Below are 15,159 nucleotides of genomic sequence, written 5' to 3' on the forward strand. Positions count from 1 at the left end.
GACTTAGAACACTACGTTGGTTAATCGACTTTAAACTGCCCCACCCTCGAAGACAGCGACTCAGCAATGGCCTGAGTCCGCTGCACCGCCTGCACTGTGCCTTCGGCGTTGTGGGCGGTTTCTTCACCACCATGGCGAATTTCACTGAGGTTGTCTTCCAGGCCAGATGCCATGTCTTTTTGCTCCATGGCGGTACTCACAATCACATTGGTTTGCTGTTGAATATCACCCATGCTCAGCTGGATTTCATCCAAGGTGCTGCCCACCTGCTCCGAACGTGACACGGTAGACTCCACCATATCGCGATTGACCTGCATGGTATCCACGGCATGTAAAATATTCTGCTGCACTTCTTGGATCAGTTCTTCTATTTCCTGGGCCGATCCTTGGGTGCGACTGGCCAGAGTGCGCACTTCATCGGCCACTACGGCAAAGCCCCGACCTTGCTCACCGGCACGCGCCGCCTCAATGGCAGCGTTTAACGCCAGTAAATTGGTTTGCTCAGCAATGCCTTTAATGGTGCCCAAAATGGTAGAAATACTGCTGGAGTTGTCCGCCAAGCGGTTCACCGCGGCCATTGAGTTTTGCATCTCAGCAGACAAGCGTTGCACTTCTTCCATCACATTCAATACCACCTGCCCCGCTTGATCCGACTTTTGCTGTCCCAAAGTGGCGGCTTGCTGGGCTTGCTCAGCCAGACTGGCCATACCTGCCGCCTTGTCGGCCATGGCAGACAACATATCAGATACCTGCTGGGTTTGCTCCAGCTGACGACGAACCGCTTGACGCGACTGGTTAGCAATATTTTCAACATCATTGACGTTACTGCTAACCGAGCTGGCCGATTCTTTTACCGCCGTCAGCGTTGCCCGCATATTGCTGCTCATATCATTAAAGGCATCGCGTAAACGCCCCATTTCATCCTGCCCTTTAAAGCGAATGACCTGGGTAAAGTCCCCTTGGGCAATGGCACCTGCCCCCTGACTAAAGCGCTGAATGGTAAAGCGAATGGACATAAAAAAGGCTAAGTAGAGATAAACAATAATGCTCAATGCTGCCAACAACACCGCCAGTAAGATCACAATTTTGTCCTGTTGCAGCGCCAGGCGTTGCTGCAATCTCTGCTCCATCACAGGAAAGGCCTGCTGTTCCAGTTGCTCAGCACCTTGACGCTGTTGCTGATAAAACTCATGAAACGCCTGCCAGGTCATGGTGACACTGACCGCGGCAATGACTTCATCATCGATTTTCTGGCGCAGAGTCTCTAACGCCTGTCGGGTTTGCTGAGCACTACTGATCAGCCCTGGTATACCGACCCCTTCAGCCGCCGATACCAACAACTGTGCCGATGGCTCGGCTTCTAACAGTTGATCGTACACACGGTTCATTTTGTCATAGGTGGCAGACTGCAGGTATTGTTCAACAAAGGCAAACGTCGCGGATGAGTGCGCCATGCCCATCGTCGTCGACAGCAGCGGTAACTCCGTCAGCAACATGGTATTCAGACGCTGGATCTGACGATCCGAATCTAACGCCAGGCCAGATGTCTGAGCGTATTGGCGTACCACCAAATAAATTTCATCGATGGCCAACTGATAGTATTTAAACTGGTCAACATGGGTGGGCTGGCGATGGTCGCCTTGATAGCTCAAACGCTGAAGGTATTGCTGCTGCCATTGTTGCAACGCTGGCTGCAAAGCGTCGTCGCTGGTTGAGGCGCTAAGCTGCTCAAAACCCTGGCTGAGGTCCTGCAACTGGGCATCAACCACACGCTTCAAATCATCATTGCTCTGAAAAGGCAGCACCGCCGCCAAATCACGGAATTTCTCTAGCTGATGAGCAAATTGCAAAAGCGCCTGTACCGAATCGACCGCCGATAGCGATTGCTCGGTTTTTTTAACCGACTCCATCGCCGTTAAAAACACCTGCGCACTGAGTAGCACCAGCGGCACCATAAACAAAAAACTGATCAGCGCAAATTTGGCGGCGTAACTGAGCCGGCCCATAAATTTGATGGCAGGCCACATCAGGGCTTTCAACATGGTCGGCATTACCTCATCGGTTGTTATTATTGCGATGCCTGTTACTGACAGTGACTGCCTTCCTGAAAGAAAAACAGCACTTTGTCGCTCACTGTATCGGCTTTGATCGCCAGTGCTTCAGCATTGAGTCTGGATGGCGGGCCGGCATGGCGCAAGGTGCGGCTATAAAACCCGATTTGTACAGCTCACACTGTGGTGATTGTGTAACGGTTGTTTGCCCGTTTGAACAGCCAACAGCTTGGGCGCAAAACCAATACAAAAGACAGGATGACAAAAGAAAACACCCCGCGATGGCGGGGTGTTGTGAGGTTATGGACGATCGTCGACTTCTTCTAATTCAGGCGGTAGCAAATCTTCGCGACTGATGTTCATCATCAGCAAGATATTCGCGGCCACATAGATAGAGGAATAGGTACCTACCACCACCCCAATCATCAAGGCAACGGCAAAACCATGAATCATTTCACCGCCAAAGAACATGAGTGCAAACAGTACCAAAGCCGTGGTTAATGAAGTCATCAGGGTACGGCCTAGCGTCTGGTTGAGAGACTCATTGATGACCTCAATTGCTCCACCACGACGCATGATGCGGAAGTTTTCACGAATGCGATCCGATACCACAATGGTATCGTTCAGCGAATAACCGATCACCGCCAGCAAGGCCGCCAAGACATTGAGGTCAAACTCCCACTGAAACAGCGAAAACAGACCCACCACAATGATAACGTCGTGAAACAAGGCCGCCACGGCACCCACCGAAAACTTCAGCTGAAAGCGCACAGCAACGTAAATCATCACCACGGCCAGCGCCATCAACAGTGCGATACCCCCTTCATCGCGCAGCTCTTCACCCACTTGCGAACCGACAAATTCGCTGCGTTCAAGACGAATATCGCTGTCCGTTGAAGCCTTTTGCAGTACTTCCAACACCTCACGGCCGAGATCGTCGCGGAAGGCTTCCGACATACGAACCAAGACATCGGTTTCAGAACCAAAGTTTTGCACAGTGACATCACGGTAACCGGCCTGCTCTAAGGTATCGGTGATCTCGTTCAGAGACGCCGCTTCACTGTATTTCACTTCCAGCAAAGTACCACCGGTAAAATCCAACCCCAGATTCAAACCCTGCACTGCAATGGAAGCAATCGAGCCCAGCACCAGCACAGTGGACAATGCCAAGGCGATGCCCTTGGCCTTCATAAAGTCCAGAGTTCTCATACACCACCTCCGATAGCAATAGACTCAACGCGGCGACCACCGTACAACATGTTGACCATGGCACGGGTTAATACAATGGCAGTGAACATGGAAGTCAGAATGCCAAACGACAGAGTCACAGCAAAACCTTTTACCGGCCCAGTACCTGCGGCAAACAGAATCACAGCAACCAGTAAGGTGGTGAGGTTCGCGTCGAAGATAGTGACAAAGGCACGGCTATAGCCTTCATGGATGGCCTGTTGAGGTGAGCGGCCATTCTTGAGCTCTTCACGAATACGAGCAAAAATCAGCACGTTGGCATCCACCGCCATACCGACGGTCAACACAATACCGGCGATGCCCGGCAAGGTCAGTGTTGCACCGACTATCGACATCAAGGCCACCAGCATCACAATGTTCACCAGCAACGCCAGATTGGCCATTAAACCGAACACCCGATAGAACACCAACATGGCCACCAATACCAGCGCCAGACCGACGATGACTGATTGCACTCCCATTTCGATGTTTTCTTTACCCAGGCTAGGGCCAACGGTGCGCTCTTCAACAAAGTACATAGGTGCCGCTAATGCACCGGAGCGTAATAGCAGTGCCAATTCGCTGGCTTCGGCCGACTCTAAACCGGTAATACGGAAGCTATTGCCCAGGGTGGTCTGAATGGTAGCCAAGCTGATAATGGATTTTTCTGTCACCTGAACCGTTTTGGTGACTTCTTTGCCATCGACCATTTCATAGCTGGTGCGTGGTTTGCGCTCAACAAACAACACTGCCATACGACGTTGAACCGCTTTACGGGTCACCTGGGTCATACGCGCGCCGCCTTTGGCGTCGAGGTCGATGTTAACCTGTGGCATGCCATTTTCGTCAAAGGCCGAACGAGCGTTAGTGACACTATCGCCTGTGGTGATCACCATCTTTTCCAATCGTGCCGTACGATACTCATCGCTGCGGAAAGGATATTCCTCGGTGGCAAAACGATTGGCATCAGGTTTGGCTTCCAAACGGAACTCTAGGTTGGCTGCCTTACCAAGGATTTTTTTCGCTTCAGCGGTGTCTTGCACCCCTGGCAGCTCGACCACAATACGGTTACGGCCCTGGCGCTGCACCAAAGGCTCAGCCACGCCCAGCTCGTTCACCCGGTTACGCAAGGTACTGAGGTTTTGCTTAACGGCGTAGTCTTCAAAGGTTTTAATCTGCTGTTCCGTCAGGCGTAATTTGAGATCAAAGAAATCGCGATTGTCTTCGCTTTCGCGGCTGAACTCGCTGAACTCACGGCCAAAAAAGCCCGATGCTTCATCGCGTGTTTGCTGATCTTCAAAGCTGATGCGCAAAACACCCTCTTCAACCTGAATGCGGCGATAACGAAGATTTTCCTGACGCAGACGCGTACGCAGCTCCTGATGATAATTGTCGATCTTGCCTGCCATGTATTCTTCCATGTCCACTTCCATCAAGAAGTGAACACCACCGCTCAGATCAAGACCTAAGGTCATAGGGCCTGCGCCCAAGTTCAATAACCAATCGGGCGTCGTTGGCGCTAAATTCAACGCCACCACGAACTCGTCACCCAAGGCGCGCTGAATGGCGGCTTTGGCTGGCAACTGCTCACTGGTGTGCTTCAAGCGATACAAGGCGGTGCCTTCCACTACCTGCTCACCAAAAAACTCCAACTGGGCGTCGCTCAGGGCAGTGCGAATACGCTGCAACGTCGCCTCTGACATTTCCGCACCGGCTTGTGCAGGGGTGACCTGAATGGCGGGATCGGGTGGATACAGATTGGGAGCCGCATAAATGGCCGCTATCACGACGACCATGGCTATGAGTAGATTCTTCCACAAGGGGTACTTATTCAGCATGGGGTGCCATAATTCCTGTTATCTGGCGAGGGTAAGCCTATATACAAAAGCGGCACCCTAGGTGCCGCTCACTGCTTACGCTTTCACTTCTTTGATCGTGCCTTTCGGCAATGAAGCGGTAACCGCAATTTTTTGAATAGGCATTTGCACATTGTCAGCTACTTCGATGACAACAAAATCATCGGTCACTTTAACAATTTTGCCGAGCATGCCACCCGCTGTCACCACTTCGTCACCACGATCGAGACCACCGATCAATTCTTTGTGCTCCTTTTGGCGTTTTGACTGTGGACGCCACAGCAAAAAGTAAAAAATCACCAAAAAGCCGCCCAAGAAGATCAGCTGCCCGGTAACGCCCATAGGCTCAGGCGCAGCACCCGCTTCGGCCAAGGCAGATGCCGACATCATCAAAGCCGCAATGGCCATTACTAATTTCATTTAACCTTCTCCCAACATGTAAAAATCACCAAAGTACGCTGTTACGGCGCTTCTGGAGTATCCAGTGGCGGCGTTTCAAGCCCACGTTTGGCGTAGAAATCGTCCACAAAGTCGGCAAATGTACCTTCTTCCAATGCCCGGCGCAAACCGGCCATTAGGGTCTGGTAATAGTGCAAATTGTGAATGGAATTTAACGTCGCGCCGAGAATCTCTTTGCAACGATCCAGATGATGTAAATAAGCCCGACTGTAATTTTTACAAGTGTAACAATCACATTCGCTGTCCACTGGCCCGGTATGGGTGCGATTGACCGCATTGCGAATCTTCAATACGCCGGTCGAAGTAAACAAATGTGAGTTACGTGCATTGCGTGTAGGCATGACACAATCAAACATGTCGATACCGCGGCGCACGCCTTCGACCAGATCTTCAGGTTTGCCAACGCCCATCAAATAACGCGGTTTATCGGCTGGCATTTTCGGAGCGGTATGGCGCAACACACGCATCATGTCAGGCTTAGGTTCACCGACGCTTAGGCCTCCTACGGCATAACCGTCAAAACCGATATCGGTCAGTCCCTCGAGCGATTCATCCCGCAGTTCCTCGTACATGCCACCTTGAATGATGCCAAACAGCGCCGCTTCACTGTCGCCATGCGCCTCTTTACTGCGCTGGGCCCAGCGAAGCGACATACGCATGGAATCGGCGGCTTCTTTTTCCGTCGCCGGATACGGTGTGCATTCGTCAAAAATCATCACGATGTCTGAGCCCAGATCGCGCTGCACCTGCATTGAACTTTCTGGTGTCATCAATACTTTTTCACCGTTCACTGGCGAGCGAAAGGTGACGCCTTGTTCGGTGATTTTGCGCATGTCACCCAAACTAAACACCTGGAAACCACCCGAATCGGTCAGAATCGGCTTATCCCAGCCAATAAAGTCATGCAAATCGCCGTGTTCACGAATGATTTCCGTACCCGGACGCAACATCAGATGAAAAGTGTTGCCCAGAATAATCTCCGCCCCCAGCTCTTCGACCTGATCTGTAGTCACACCTTTGACCGTGCCATAGGTGCCCACTGGCATAAAAGCCGGTGTTTGCACATCGCCGCGCGGAAACGACAAGGTACCACGACGCGCAAAGCTGCCTTCGTCTTGCCCCAGCAAAGTAAATTTCATATGGCATTTACGCGTCATCAGAGACTCCTTGAATGCATGCACCCGCCTGTGGGTGCGATAAAAACATGGCATCGCCATAACTGAAGAAGCGATATCTCTCTTCAACAGCCACGCGATAGGCATTAAGCGTATGTTCGCGGCCAGCAAAAGCCGATACCAACATAATCAGCGTGGATTCGGGTAAGTGAAAATTGGTGATGACAGCATCAACACTGCGAAACTGGTAGCCCGGGTAAATGAAGATGTCACTGTCACCGGCAAAGGGCTGCAACTGGCCACTGTGACTGGCACTTTCCAGGCTGCGAATAGACGTTGTGCCTACCGCCACGACCCGCTTGCCGGCCGCCCGGGTTTGCTCAACCGCCGCCACCACATCGGCGCCCACTTCAATGTACTCCGAATGCATGCGGTGCTCGTTAATATCATCGACCTTAACTGGCTGAAACGTGCCGGCACCAACATGCAAAGTCACATAAGCAAAGCGCACTCCACGCTGTGCCAAACGCTCAAGCAGCGCCTCATCAAAATGCAGGCCCGCCGTTGGTGCAGCGACAGCACCAGGCTTTTGCGCATATACCGTTTGATAACGTTCACGGTCGAGCTGGTTGTCCTCACGCTCCATATAGTGCGGCAACGGAATGTGCCCGACTCGCTCCAGTAACGCCAACACCGGCTCATCGGTTAAAAAACGCAAATGAAACAAGCTGTCCTGGCGCCCCAACACCTCAACTTGAGCACCGCCCAGTTGAATCTGCTGGCCGGCTTTAGGAGAGCGCGAGCTGCGTACATGCGCCAAAACTTCTTGCTCAGGCAAGATGCGCTCAATCAGCGCTTCTAATTTGCCGCCACTGGCTTTTTCACCATACAAACGTGCCGGAATCACACGGGTATTGTTAAACACCAGTAAATCTCCTGGCTCTAACAAGGCTTCGATATCGGTGAATTGACGATGCTGTAGCCCACCATCGCGGCCATCGAGGCACAATAAGCGCGAGCCACTGCGCTCTGCCATAGGCTCGCTGGCGATCAGCTCATTGGGAAGATCGAAGCTAAAATCTCGGGTTTTCATGACTAGTCCTTGGATAACGGCGAAACAGGCCGAACCATCCCCTGATGCAGGGTTATCAAAAATCGCGGCAAGGCTACCTGAGCAATGGGCCCTTGTTAAGACTGTTCGGCATAAATGCCAGTTAACAGCTGCCATCTCGCCTCTTTAATGAGCAAAGCCGGCATTTGTTCAGCAGCAACACCCGGTGCATTGCTAGAGATCTACTTGAACGGCACCTGCCGGTACCTCCGAAAAGCCCTAAGTCGTCGATATTTAAGGATTTTTCTAAAATAATGTTTGACACAGAAAATTTCGCCGCTAATATACGCGGCCATCAAGCGATGCCGTGATGCCAGAGTGGCGAAATTGGTAGACGCAGGGGATTCAAAATCCCCCGCCTTAACGGGTGTGCCGGTTCGAGTCCGGCCTCTGGTACCATTACAGGCAGCTTGATATGACCGGCAACGGTAAGCCCAGGTGGTGGAATTGGTAGACACGCTGTGTTCAGGTCGCAGTGAGCTTACGCTCGTGAGAGTTCGAGTCTCTCCCTGGGCACCAACCTAATAACCCTCATTAGATTGGTGCAATGCTAACACTCTGTTAGCAACAAATTGGTGCCGCCGAAGTGGTGGAATTGGTAGACACGCTGTGTTCAGGTCGCAGTGAGCTTACGCTCGTGAGAGTTCGAGTCTCTCCTTCGGCACCATACTTTTCTCCTTATCATCCCCCTTAACCACTCAACATTTAGCTGAATCACAGCAACCATACTGTTTGTGCTTGGTAATGTACCCCTAGAATACGTTCAGCGACGCCCGTCTGGCCAACACTCAAACCTCAGTTAAAAGTGGTAACCCCGATCAGATCACAGTCCGCTTAAACACCTTTTGATATTGTCTCGCCATAACAAGGCCAAAACAGGCCATAGTTTGGGAGAGACATTATGCTCAGCTGGCGAAGTTGTGCACTGCTACTGGTACTGGCCCTCAGTGCCTGTCAAAGCGACTATTCTGGCGATGTTGGTGGCAATTCCGCCGGCGACAATGGCCATCAATACAACCCGGCCAACCCAGAAGGCAAACGTCTATATGACCAGCTGTGTGCTAGCTGCCATGGCGTCAACGGCAACGGCACCAGCGCCGGCAGTTCGTTAGTCGGCTGTGCCACCTGCACCTCTGCTAGCGTACTGGCGGATGAGATCGCTCGCACCATGCCGATCGCCAAGGTCGACGCATGCATCGACGACTGTGCTGCCGATACCGCCGAGTACATCCTTTACGCCTTTAATGGCCGCAGCAATGCCCAAGTTGCCAGTGAAATAGCCGACGCTAGCAATGAAGAAGCCATTGCTACGTTGCGCCGCGCCACCCTCACACTCGCAGGCAGACTGCCCAGTGAGCAGGAAGAGTCCCACGTCGCACAAAAAGGAGACAATGGTCTGGAAAATGTGCTCGATGAAGTCATGAAAGAAGAAGCCTTCTATCAGCGCTTAATGGAAATCTTCAACGAACAATTCCTGACCGATAAGTACCTGACCCGCAACCTCAACGAGGGCGGCATCAACCTGCTTGACCCGGACGACTACCCCAATCGCAAATGGTACAACGACGCCTACCCAGGCGATGACAACAACGATTTTCGTCGCTGCGTTCGCACACAGGCCAATGACGCCGTGGCGCGCGAGGGACTTGAGCTGATTCGTCATGCGGCGCGCAACAATCTGCCGCATACCTTGTTTGTTAACGCCGACTACATGATGGTGAACTGGTACAGCCAAAAGGTTTATGACGCCCAGGTGATTGGTAGCGATGACTTCCGCCGTTTAAAGCAGCCGGTATGCGAAGGCAATGGCCAAACATTGTATTACGATCCGACCGACTTCCGTCCGGCACGCATTGTTAACCCAACAGAATATGAAATCGGCGGCATCCCCCATGCGGGCATGCTGACCTCAGCCATGTTCCTCAACCGCTACCCGACCACCCAAACCAACCGCAATCGCCACCGCGCTTACAAGGTGTTCGACTATTTTCTCGATACCGACATCCTGCGCATTGACGGCGACCGCCCCGGTGACGGCATCGGCGAGGAAAAAGCCAACCCGACTCTGCTAGACCCGGCTTGTTACGGCTGCCACCAGGTTATGGACCCAGTATCCTCTGCCTTTCAACACTGGACCGATCGTGGCCGCTACATAGTCACAGGCAACAGCTCACGTAACCGCTGGGACAGCTCAGATATCGAGCCTGCTGGCCTTGCGGGTAAAACCCTGCCGCTGTCTGGCGCTGACGGTTACTTTCGCAACATGCTGCAATGGCTAGGACAGGAAATTGCCGACGACCCACGCTTTGTGCGCGCCACCGTTCGCACCCTATTTAAAGGCTTGATTGGCCAGGAGCCGCTGCGCACACCCGGCGATAACGCCAGCAGCACTGATACCGCCGCTTTCAATGAACAGCGCGCGGTGCTGAATCACATCGGCCAAGCCATGGTCAGCGACGGCTGGCGTATCAAAACCGCCGTCAAAGCGCTGATTATGAGCCCGTACTTTCGCGCAGTGGCTTCAGATGCACCAGAGCGACACAAGCAATTGGGCGCACGTCAATTCTTAAGCCCCGATCAACTGCAGCGCAAACTGAACGCCACCTTAGGCTTTGGCTGGGACGAACTGCGCCACGAAAATAACCGCATCATGCTCGGCGGTATGGACTCCGACAGCGTGACTGAACGCATTCGTGAACCGAGCGGCTTGATGATTGCCATCCAGCAACGGCTGGCAACGGAAATGGCCTGCCGCGCCACCGCCTTAGACTTCACCCGTGAGAAACCCTTGCTGTTCACGGAAGCGCAGCTCGGTGACAGCGGTCAAGACACCGCCTCGCGCCAGCGCATCATCAACACCTTAAAGCACTTGCATTGGCATATCCTGGGCGAGCGCCTCACCGATGACAGCGAAGAAATACAAGCCAGCTTGAGCTTGTATCAGCAGATTCAGAGCAATGGCCAAAGCCTTTTAGCCAATGCCGAGCAATACGATCCCAAGCCGTCGTCCTGGTTGCAATGGGAGTGTCGCGGACGCTGGCAGTGGCACCCAGATGGCCGTCGCGGCGAAGAGCTGGCGGAAGAGCAACGTATTGAAAAAGACGACAGCTACAGCCTGCACGCCTGGCAAGGTGTACTGACCTACTTGTTGTCTGATTACCGCTTTATTTACGAATAGGACCGAGCCATGCAAAGACGCCATTTTCTTCAGCTATTGGCCGCCACCGGCATGGTCGGTCAGTTACCTCTAACCAGTCGTCAGGCCCACGCCGCGGAGCTGCAACGCTTTTTGGTGGTGGTCAATGCCGGCGGTGGCTGGGACCCCACTTCTCTGTGCGACCCTAAGGGGCTCAACCGCGCCTACCGCGATAACAGCGATCGCCACGAAGGCTCGACCAACTCAGTCGCACTTGATGCCAGCAAGCGCTATGGCGACATTCAATGGAGTGCGATACCTGAAGACGCTTCCAATAACGCCGATGTGCGCCAGCGCATTAACAGCCAGTTTGATCGTTTCTTTACCCAATACGGTGATCGCCTGCGTGTTATCAACGGCATAGACACAGGCACCAACAATCACGATACCGGCAATCGCGCCGTTTGGTCGGGCCAGCTCGACGATGGCTACCCGAGCCTGGCTGCCCTCTTTGCCGCTGCCAGTGGCCCACAACTGCCGATGGCTTACATCAGCAACGGTGGCTACGACTTCACCGACTCGCTAGTGGCCAGAGCCCGAGCCAGCAGTGCCAACTTTGTAAACGAAATCGCCGATCCCAATCGCTATGGCGAAGACAAAGGCTTTCTCTATCGCAGCAGCAACGGCAGCGTCGATCACTACAACCTGGTGATGCAAGCCCAACAGCAGCGCTTGCAGCGGCAACAAAATCAAGCCGCCTTGCCTCTCACCCGGCGCCAACTAAGCCAGCTGTTTACCGTGCGCAGCAGCGACAACAACCTCGAAGCATTGAGCCTGCACCTGGCCGATATTCGCGCCAACGTCAATCGCGACCAAAACTGGAATGAAAACCGCGCCAACTCACTGAAAAGCCAGGCCGAAGTCGTCGCCGCTGCCTTCCGTGGCCAACTCGCTGCCAGCGCCAACCTAAGTACCGGCGGCTTTGATACCCATGGTAATCACGATGCTAACGCCTACCCAAGACTGGGCGATCTACTTGAGGGTGTGCATTTTCTAATGCAAACCCTGGAGTACACCGGCATCGCCGATCGCACCACCGTGGTGATTGGCTCGGACTTTGGCCGCACGCCTTACTACAATTCAGGCAACGGCAAGGACCACTGGCCGGTCACCAGCATGCTGGTATTAGATTCACGCCTCAGTGGCGGCCGGGTTTTTGGTGCCAGCACGAGTGATTTCCGTGCTCAGCCCGTCAATACCCGCACCGGTCGCGCAGATGTTGGCGGCAAAGTACTGACACCGGGCCACGTCAACGCCGCCTTGCGTGACTTCATTGGCATCAAGGATCATGCTCAGTTAGCCCCCTATCCACTCAGTGATGGTGGCTTTAGGTTGTTTAGCTAGAGCAGCTAGCAGCCATTGTGATAACAAGGAGACTTTATGCGCGTTGTATTGCTGTTTTGCCTGTTTCTTGCGGGCCAAACCCTAGCTGGCCAGCCAGCCCCAGCTTTTACCTTACCTACCCTCGACGGCTCAGGAAAAATGAGTCTGGAGCAGTATCGAGGCCAGGTCGTTTACGTCGATTTCTGGGCTTCTTGGTGCGGCCCCTGTCGTAAATCCTTACCGCTATTAAACGAGTTACGCCAGGAGCTGCATGGCAAAGGCTTTGAAGTACTGGCCATCAATTTGGATGATGACGCTGCCGATGGCCTGCGATTTCTTGAGCGATTCCCGGTTCAATATCCAACCCTGCATGACAGTCAGGGAGATACACCACAACGCTTTGGCTTACGCGGCATGCCAACTTCGTATCTGATTGATCGCCAGGGTAACTTGGTCGCTACACACGAGGGATTTAAGCCCTCAGATATGGAAAAGATCCGCCAGCAAGTCCTTCAACAATTGCAGTGAGAATCCAGCATGCGCTTACTTCTACTCGGACTGTTATTCATGCTAACCGCCTGCACTCAGGTACAGCCCTGGGAACGAGGACAACTATCTCAGGACGTGATGGCATGGGAGCCTGACCCGATGAAAAGCAGCCTTGATCGACATATCTATTTCAGCAAAGAAGGCTCATCCGGCGGCGGCCAGGCCGCTGGCGGCGGTTGTGGATGTAACTAAATGAAAAAATCATTATCCGCGTTAGCGGCACTAAGCAGTGCCGCCGCTCCACTGGTCAGCCATAGCGCTAGCGTGCCCACCGATACCGTCAGCCAATATCGCTACAGCCAGTATCGTGAAGACGACGCTCCAGCCAGTCGAGTATTTGCTGGCGACACCGAACGCTACAGTATCGATGTTCACCAGTTGCGCCACGCCAGACCATTAGCAGACGACTGGTATGTCAGCGGTGATTTCCAATACGAGACCCTATCGGGGGCATCCCCTAGGAAGACCTACCAGAACAACCAAGGTCAAAGTGTGCTCATTATGAGCGGCGCCAGCGGCGAAGGCATTGACGAAACCCGTATCGATATTAGCGGCAAAGCGCAGCGCTACTTCGATGACGCCATTGTCGGCGGGCAACTCGGTATGTCGACGGAAAATGACTATCAATCGTTATCATTAGGCGCCGACGGCAGCCTGGAGCTGTTCGATAAGCACACCACCTTGAGCATGGCCATCAGCACCTCTTTTGATAGCCTCTCGCCCACCGACGCCGATCAGTATGGCGGCGGCCGCAAAGCCGCCGATGGCAGTAGCAAACGCACCACATCCCTATACCATGGCGTCAGCCAGGTCATCGACGCTCGCCGCGTGGTCAATGCCGGCATTGGCTATACCCATCAATCGGGCTATCTGTCAGACCCTTATAAACTGGACGACAGCCGCCCCGATGAGCGCGATCAATTCACCATCGACGTACAGTACCGACATCACTTCGACTGGTGGGGTGGCGCAGGCCTGCATGTCGACTATCGACTTTATAGCGACGACTGGGGCATCAGCTCCCACACCATGACAGGGCGCTGGGCACAAGCTTGGCAGCTCGGCAACTGGCGTTATGTGGCCACTCCCATGCTGCGCTACTATCGCCAGACTGAAGCCGACTTTTACAGCCTGGAGGAGTTGCCACCCGCCGATGATTACGCCAGCTCCGATGCTCGCCTATCGAGCTTTGGCGCCATCACCATCGGCTTAGAGCAATCCCTCAGCTGGAAACAATGGAGCGTTAGCCTGGATTGGCAAAACTATCAGTCGGATGAATCACTGACACTGATACAAAGCACCGACGATGAAACTCCTGGACTGGTCGACTTTACCGCCATCAGCTTAGGATTGGCGTATCGCCATTAACCACTAGAGAACACGGATGTTTCGCCATCAATTTACCGCCATGGCCAGTCCTTGTGTCATCACCTTGGATGGCCCTAGCCCAGCATGTGAAGCCGCAGCCTTAGCGGCGGAAGCGGAAGTGCGGCGTATTGAAGCCAAATACAGCCGCTACCGCGACGACAGCGAACTCAGTCGCATTAATCGCCAGGCCGGTCGCAAAACCGACATCGATCCAGAAACCTTCCAACTGCTTCACTATGCCGATGTGTGCTGGCAGCAATCTCACGGCCTGTTTGATATCAGCGCTGGCATATTGCGCCAGGTGTGGGACTTTCGCGGCGGCAAGGTGCCATCAGACAAACAGTTGCAACCGCTACTGCAACGCATTGGCTGGCAACGAGCGCAACTGACAGAAGAGCATCTGCAACTGCCCAGCAGCATGGAACTCGATCTGGGCGGTATCGGCAAAGAATACGCTGCCGACCGTGCTGCTCAACAATGTTTAAACCTAGGCATCAATAGCGGTGTCATCGATCTGGGCGGCGACTTACATGTGCTAGGCCCAAAACAGCAAGGCCCCTGGCAAATCGGTGTACGCCACCCCAGACAGCCACAGCAAGCCTTTGCTCAACTGCCAGTCTACCAAGGCGGCATGGCCACCAGTGGCGACTACGAACGCTACTTTGAGCACCAGGGCAAACGTTATTGCCATCTACTCAACCCTCTGACAGGCATGCCAGTGCATTATTGGGCGTCAGTATCGGTCATCGCCCCCAGCTGTTTGCTGGCCGGCTCCCTCGCCACTCTGGCCATGCTGCAACAGGCTGAAGGACTGACTTGGCTCAAACAGCAAAGCGTGCAGTTTTTAGCCATTCGCCCCGATCTCAGCCATCACCGACATAACGGCTGACGCTGGCGCCACAAA

12 protein-coding genes and 3 tRNA genes are annotated in these 15,159 nt (G+C 53.6%); 9 read left to right on the top strand and 6 right to left on the bottom strand.

Annotation, left to right across the window (positions count from 1 at the left end; translation table 11 throughout):
- Nucleotides 1–20 precede the first annotated feature (20 nt).
- The 6 genes from AC55FS_RS13730 to queA all read right to left on the bottom strand — a co-directional run bounded on the left by AC55FS_RS13730 (nt 21) and on the right by queA (nt 7,801).
- Nucleotides 21–2,042, bottom strand: a complete 2,022-nt coding sequence (locus tag AC55FS_RS13730; protein WP_496932822.1) for a methyl-accepting chemotaxis protein — start codon at nt 2,040–2,042, stop codon at nt 21–23.
- A 309-nt stretch (nt 2,043–2,351) separates the two neighbouring features.
- On the bottom strand, nt 2,352–3,260 hold the full coding sequence (gene secF, locus AC55FS_RS13735; RefSeq protein ID WP_496932823.1) for a protein translocase subunit SecF: 909 nt from the start codon (nt 3,258–3,260) through the stop codon (nt 2,352–2,354).
- Nucleotides 3,257–5,116 (bottom strand): protein translocase subunit SecD, encoded by a 1,860-nt coding sequence (gene secD, locus AC55FS_RS13740; RefSeq protein ID WP_496932824.1) that lies wholly within the window; start codon nt 5,114–5,116, stop codon nt 3,257–3,259. Before secD ends, secF begins: the two co-directional genes overlap by 4 nt.
- A 75-nt stretch (nt 5,117–5,191) precedes the next feature.
- Nucleotides 5,192–5,554, bottom strand: coding sequence for a preprotein translocase subunit YajC (yajC, locus tag AC55FS_RS13745; RefSeq protein ID WP_496932825.1), 363 nt, complete (start codon nt 5,552–5,554; stop codon nt 5,192–5,194).
- 41 nt (nt 5,555–5,595) lie between these two features.
- The gene (gene tgt / locus AC55FS_RS13750) at nt 5,596–6,750 is read right to left on the bottom strand and encodes a tRNA guanosine(34) transglycosylase Tgt (protein WP_496932826.1); all 1,155 of its coding nucleotides are present in this window, start codon (nt 6,748–6,750) and stop codon (nt 5,596–5,598) included.
- Nucleotides 6,740–7,801 carry a tRNA preQ1(34) S-adenosylmethionine ribosyltransferase-isomerase QueA gene (gene queA, locus AC55FS_RS13755; RefSeq protein WP_496932827.1) on the bottom strand — a complete coding sequence of 354 codons (1,062 nt, stop codon included), beginning with the start codon at nt 7,799–7,801 and terminating at the stop codon, nt 6,740–6,742. The genes tgt and queA overlap by 11 nt, the downstream gene beginning before the upstream one ends.
- A gap of 330 nt (nt 7,802–8,131) precedes the next feature.
- On the opposite strand from queA, the gene AC55FS_RS13760 reads away from it, so the two are divergent.
- The 9 genes from AC55FS_RS13760 (at nt 8,132) to AC55FS_RS13800 (ending at nt 15,144) form a co-directional block, all read left to right on the top strand.
- A tRNA-Leu gene (locus AC55FS_RS13760) sits at nt 8,132–8,218 on the top strand.
- A 33-nt stretch (nt 8,219–8,251) separates the two neighbouring features.
- Nucleotides 8,252–8,338, top strand: a tRNA-Leu gene (locus tag AC55FS_RS13765).
- A gap of 61 nt (nt 8,339–8,399) precedes the next feature.
- Nucleotides 8,400–8,486, top strand: a tRNA-Leu gene (locus tag AC55FS_RS13770).
- Nucleotides 8,487–8,720: 234 nt separating this feature from the next.
- Nucleotides 8,721–10,997 carry a c-type cytochrome gene (locus AC55FS_RS13775; protein ID WP_496932828.1) on the top strand — a complete coding sequence of 759 codons (2,277 nt, stop codon included), beginning with the start codon at nt 8,721–8,723 and terminating at the stop codon, nt 10,995–10,997.
- 9 nt (nt 10,998–11,006) lie between these two features.
- Entirely contained in the window at nt 11,007–12,359 is a 1,353-nt protein-coding gene (locus tag AC55FS_RS13780; RefSeq protein WP_496932829.1) for a DUF1501 domain-containing protein, read from the top strand.
- 36 nt (nt 12,360–12,395) lie between these two features.
- Nucleotides 12,396–12,866 carry a TlpA family protein disulfide reductase gene (locus tag AC55FS_RS13785; RefSeq protein ID WP_496932830.1) on the top strand — a complete coding sequence of 157 codons (471 nt, stop codon included), beginning with the start codon at nt 12,396–12,398 and terminating at the stop codon, nt 12,864–12,866.
- 120 nt (nt 12,867–12,986) lie between these two features.
- Nucleotides 12,987–13,079: a DUF4266 domain-containing protein gene (locus tag AC55FS_RS13790; RefSeq protein WP_496932831.1), complete on the top strand. Its 93-nt coding sequence runs from the start codon at nt 12,987–12,989 to the stop codon at nt 13,077–13,079.
- On the top strand, nt 13,080–14,255 hold the full coding sequence (locus AC55FS_RS13795; RefSeq protein WP_496932832.1) for a DUF3570 domain-containing protein: 1,176 nt from the start codon (nt 13,080–13,082) through the stop codon (nt 14,253–14,255).
- A gap of 16 nt (nt 14,256–14,271) precedes the next feature.
- Nucleotides 14,272–15,144 (top strand): FAD:protein FMN transferase, encoded by an 873-nt coding sequence (locus AC55FS_RS13800; protein ID WP_496932833.1) that lies wholly within the window; start codon nt 14,272–14,274, stop codon nt 15,142–15,144.
- The last annotated feature ends 15 nt before the right edge of the window (nt 15,145–15,159 follow it).

The sequence above is a fragment of the Bacterioplanes sp. CLAM21 genome, assembly GCF_059641015.1.

Coding starts and splice junctions, on each gene's coding strand:
- AC55FS_RS13730 (WP_496932822.1), bottom strand. CDS start 2,042: ATGTTGAAAGCCCTGATGTGGCCTGCCATCAAATTTATGGGCCGGCTC.
- secF (WP_496932823.1), bottom strand. CDS start 3,260: ATGAGAACTCTGGACTTTATGAAGGCCAAGGGCATCGCCTTGGCATTG.
- secD (WP_496932824.1), bottom strand. CDS start 5,116: ATGCTGAATAAGTACCCCTTGTGGAAGAATCTACTCATAGCCATGGTC.
- yajC (WP_496932825.1), bottom strand. CDS start 5,554: ATGAAATTAGTAATGGCCATTGCGGCTTTGATGATGTCGGCATCTGCC.
- tgt (WP_496932826.1), bottom strand. CDS start 6,750: ATGACGCGTAAATGCCATATGAAATTTACTTTGCTGGGGCAAGACGAA.
- queA (WP_496932827.1), bottom strand. CDS start 7,801: ATGAAAACCCGAGATTTTAGCTTCGATCTTCCCAATGAGCTGATCGCC.
- AC55FS_RS13775 (WP_496932828.1), top strand. CDS start 8,721: ATGCTCAGCTGGCGAAGTTGTGCACTGCTACTGGTACTGGCCCTCAGT.
- AC55FS_RS13780 (WP_496932829.1), top strand. CDS start 11,007: ATGCAAAGACGCCATTTTCTTCAGCTATTGGCCGCCACCGGCATGGTC.
- AC55FS_RS13785 (WP_496932830.1), top strand. CDS start 12,396: ATGCGCGTTGTATTGCTGTTTTGCCTGTTTCTTGCGGGCCAAACCCTA.
- AC55FS_RS13790 (WP_496932831.1), top strand. CDS start 12,987: ATGAAAAGCAGCCTTGATCGACATATCTATTTCAGCAAAGAAGGCTCA.
- AC55FS_RS13795 (WP_496932832.1), top strand. CDS start 13,080: ATGAAAAAATCATTATCCGCGTTAGCGGCACTAAGCAGTGCCGCCGCT.
- AC55FS_RS13800 (WP_496932833.1), top strand. CDS start 14,272: ATGTTTCGCCATCAATTTACCGCCATGGCCAGTCCTTGTGTCATCACC.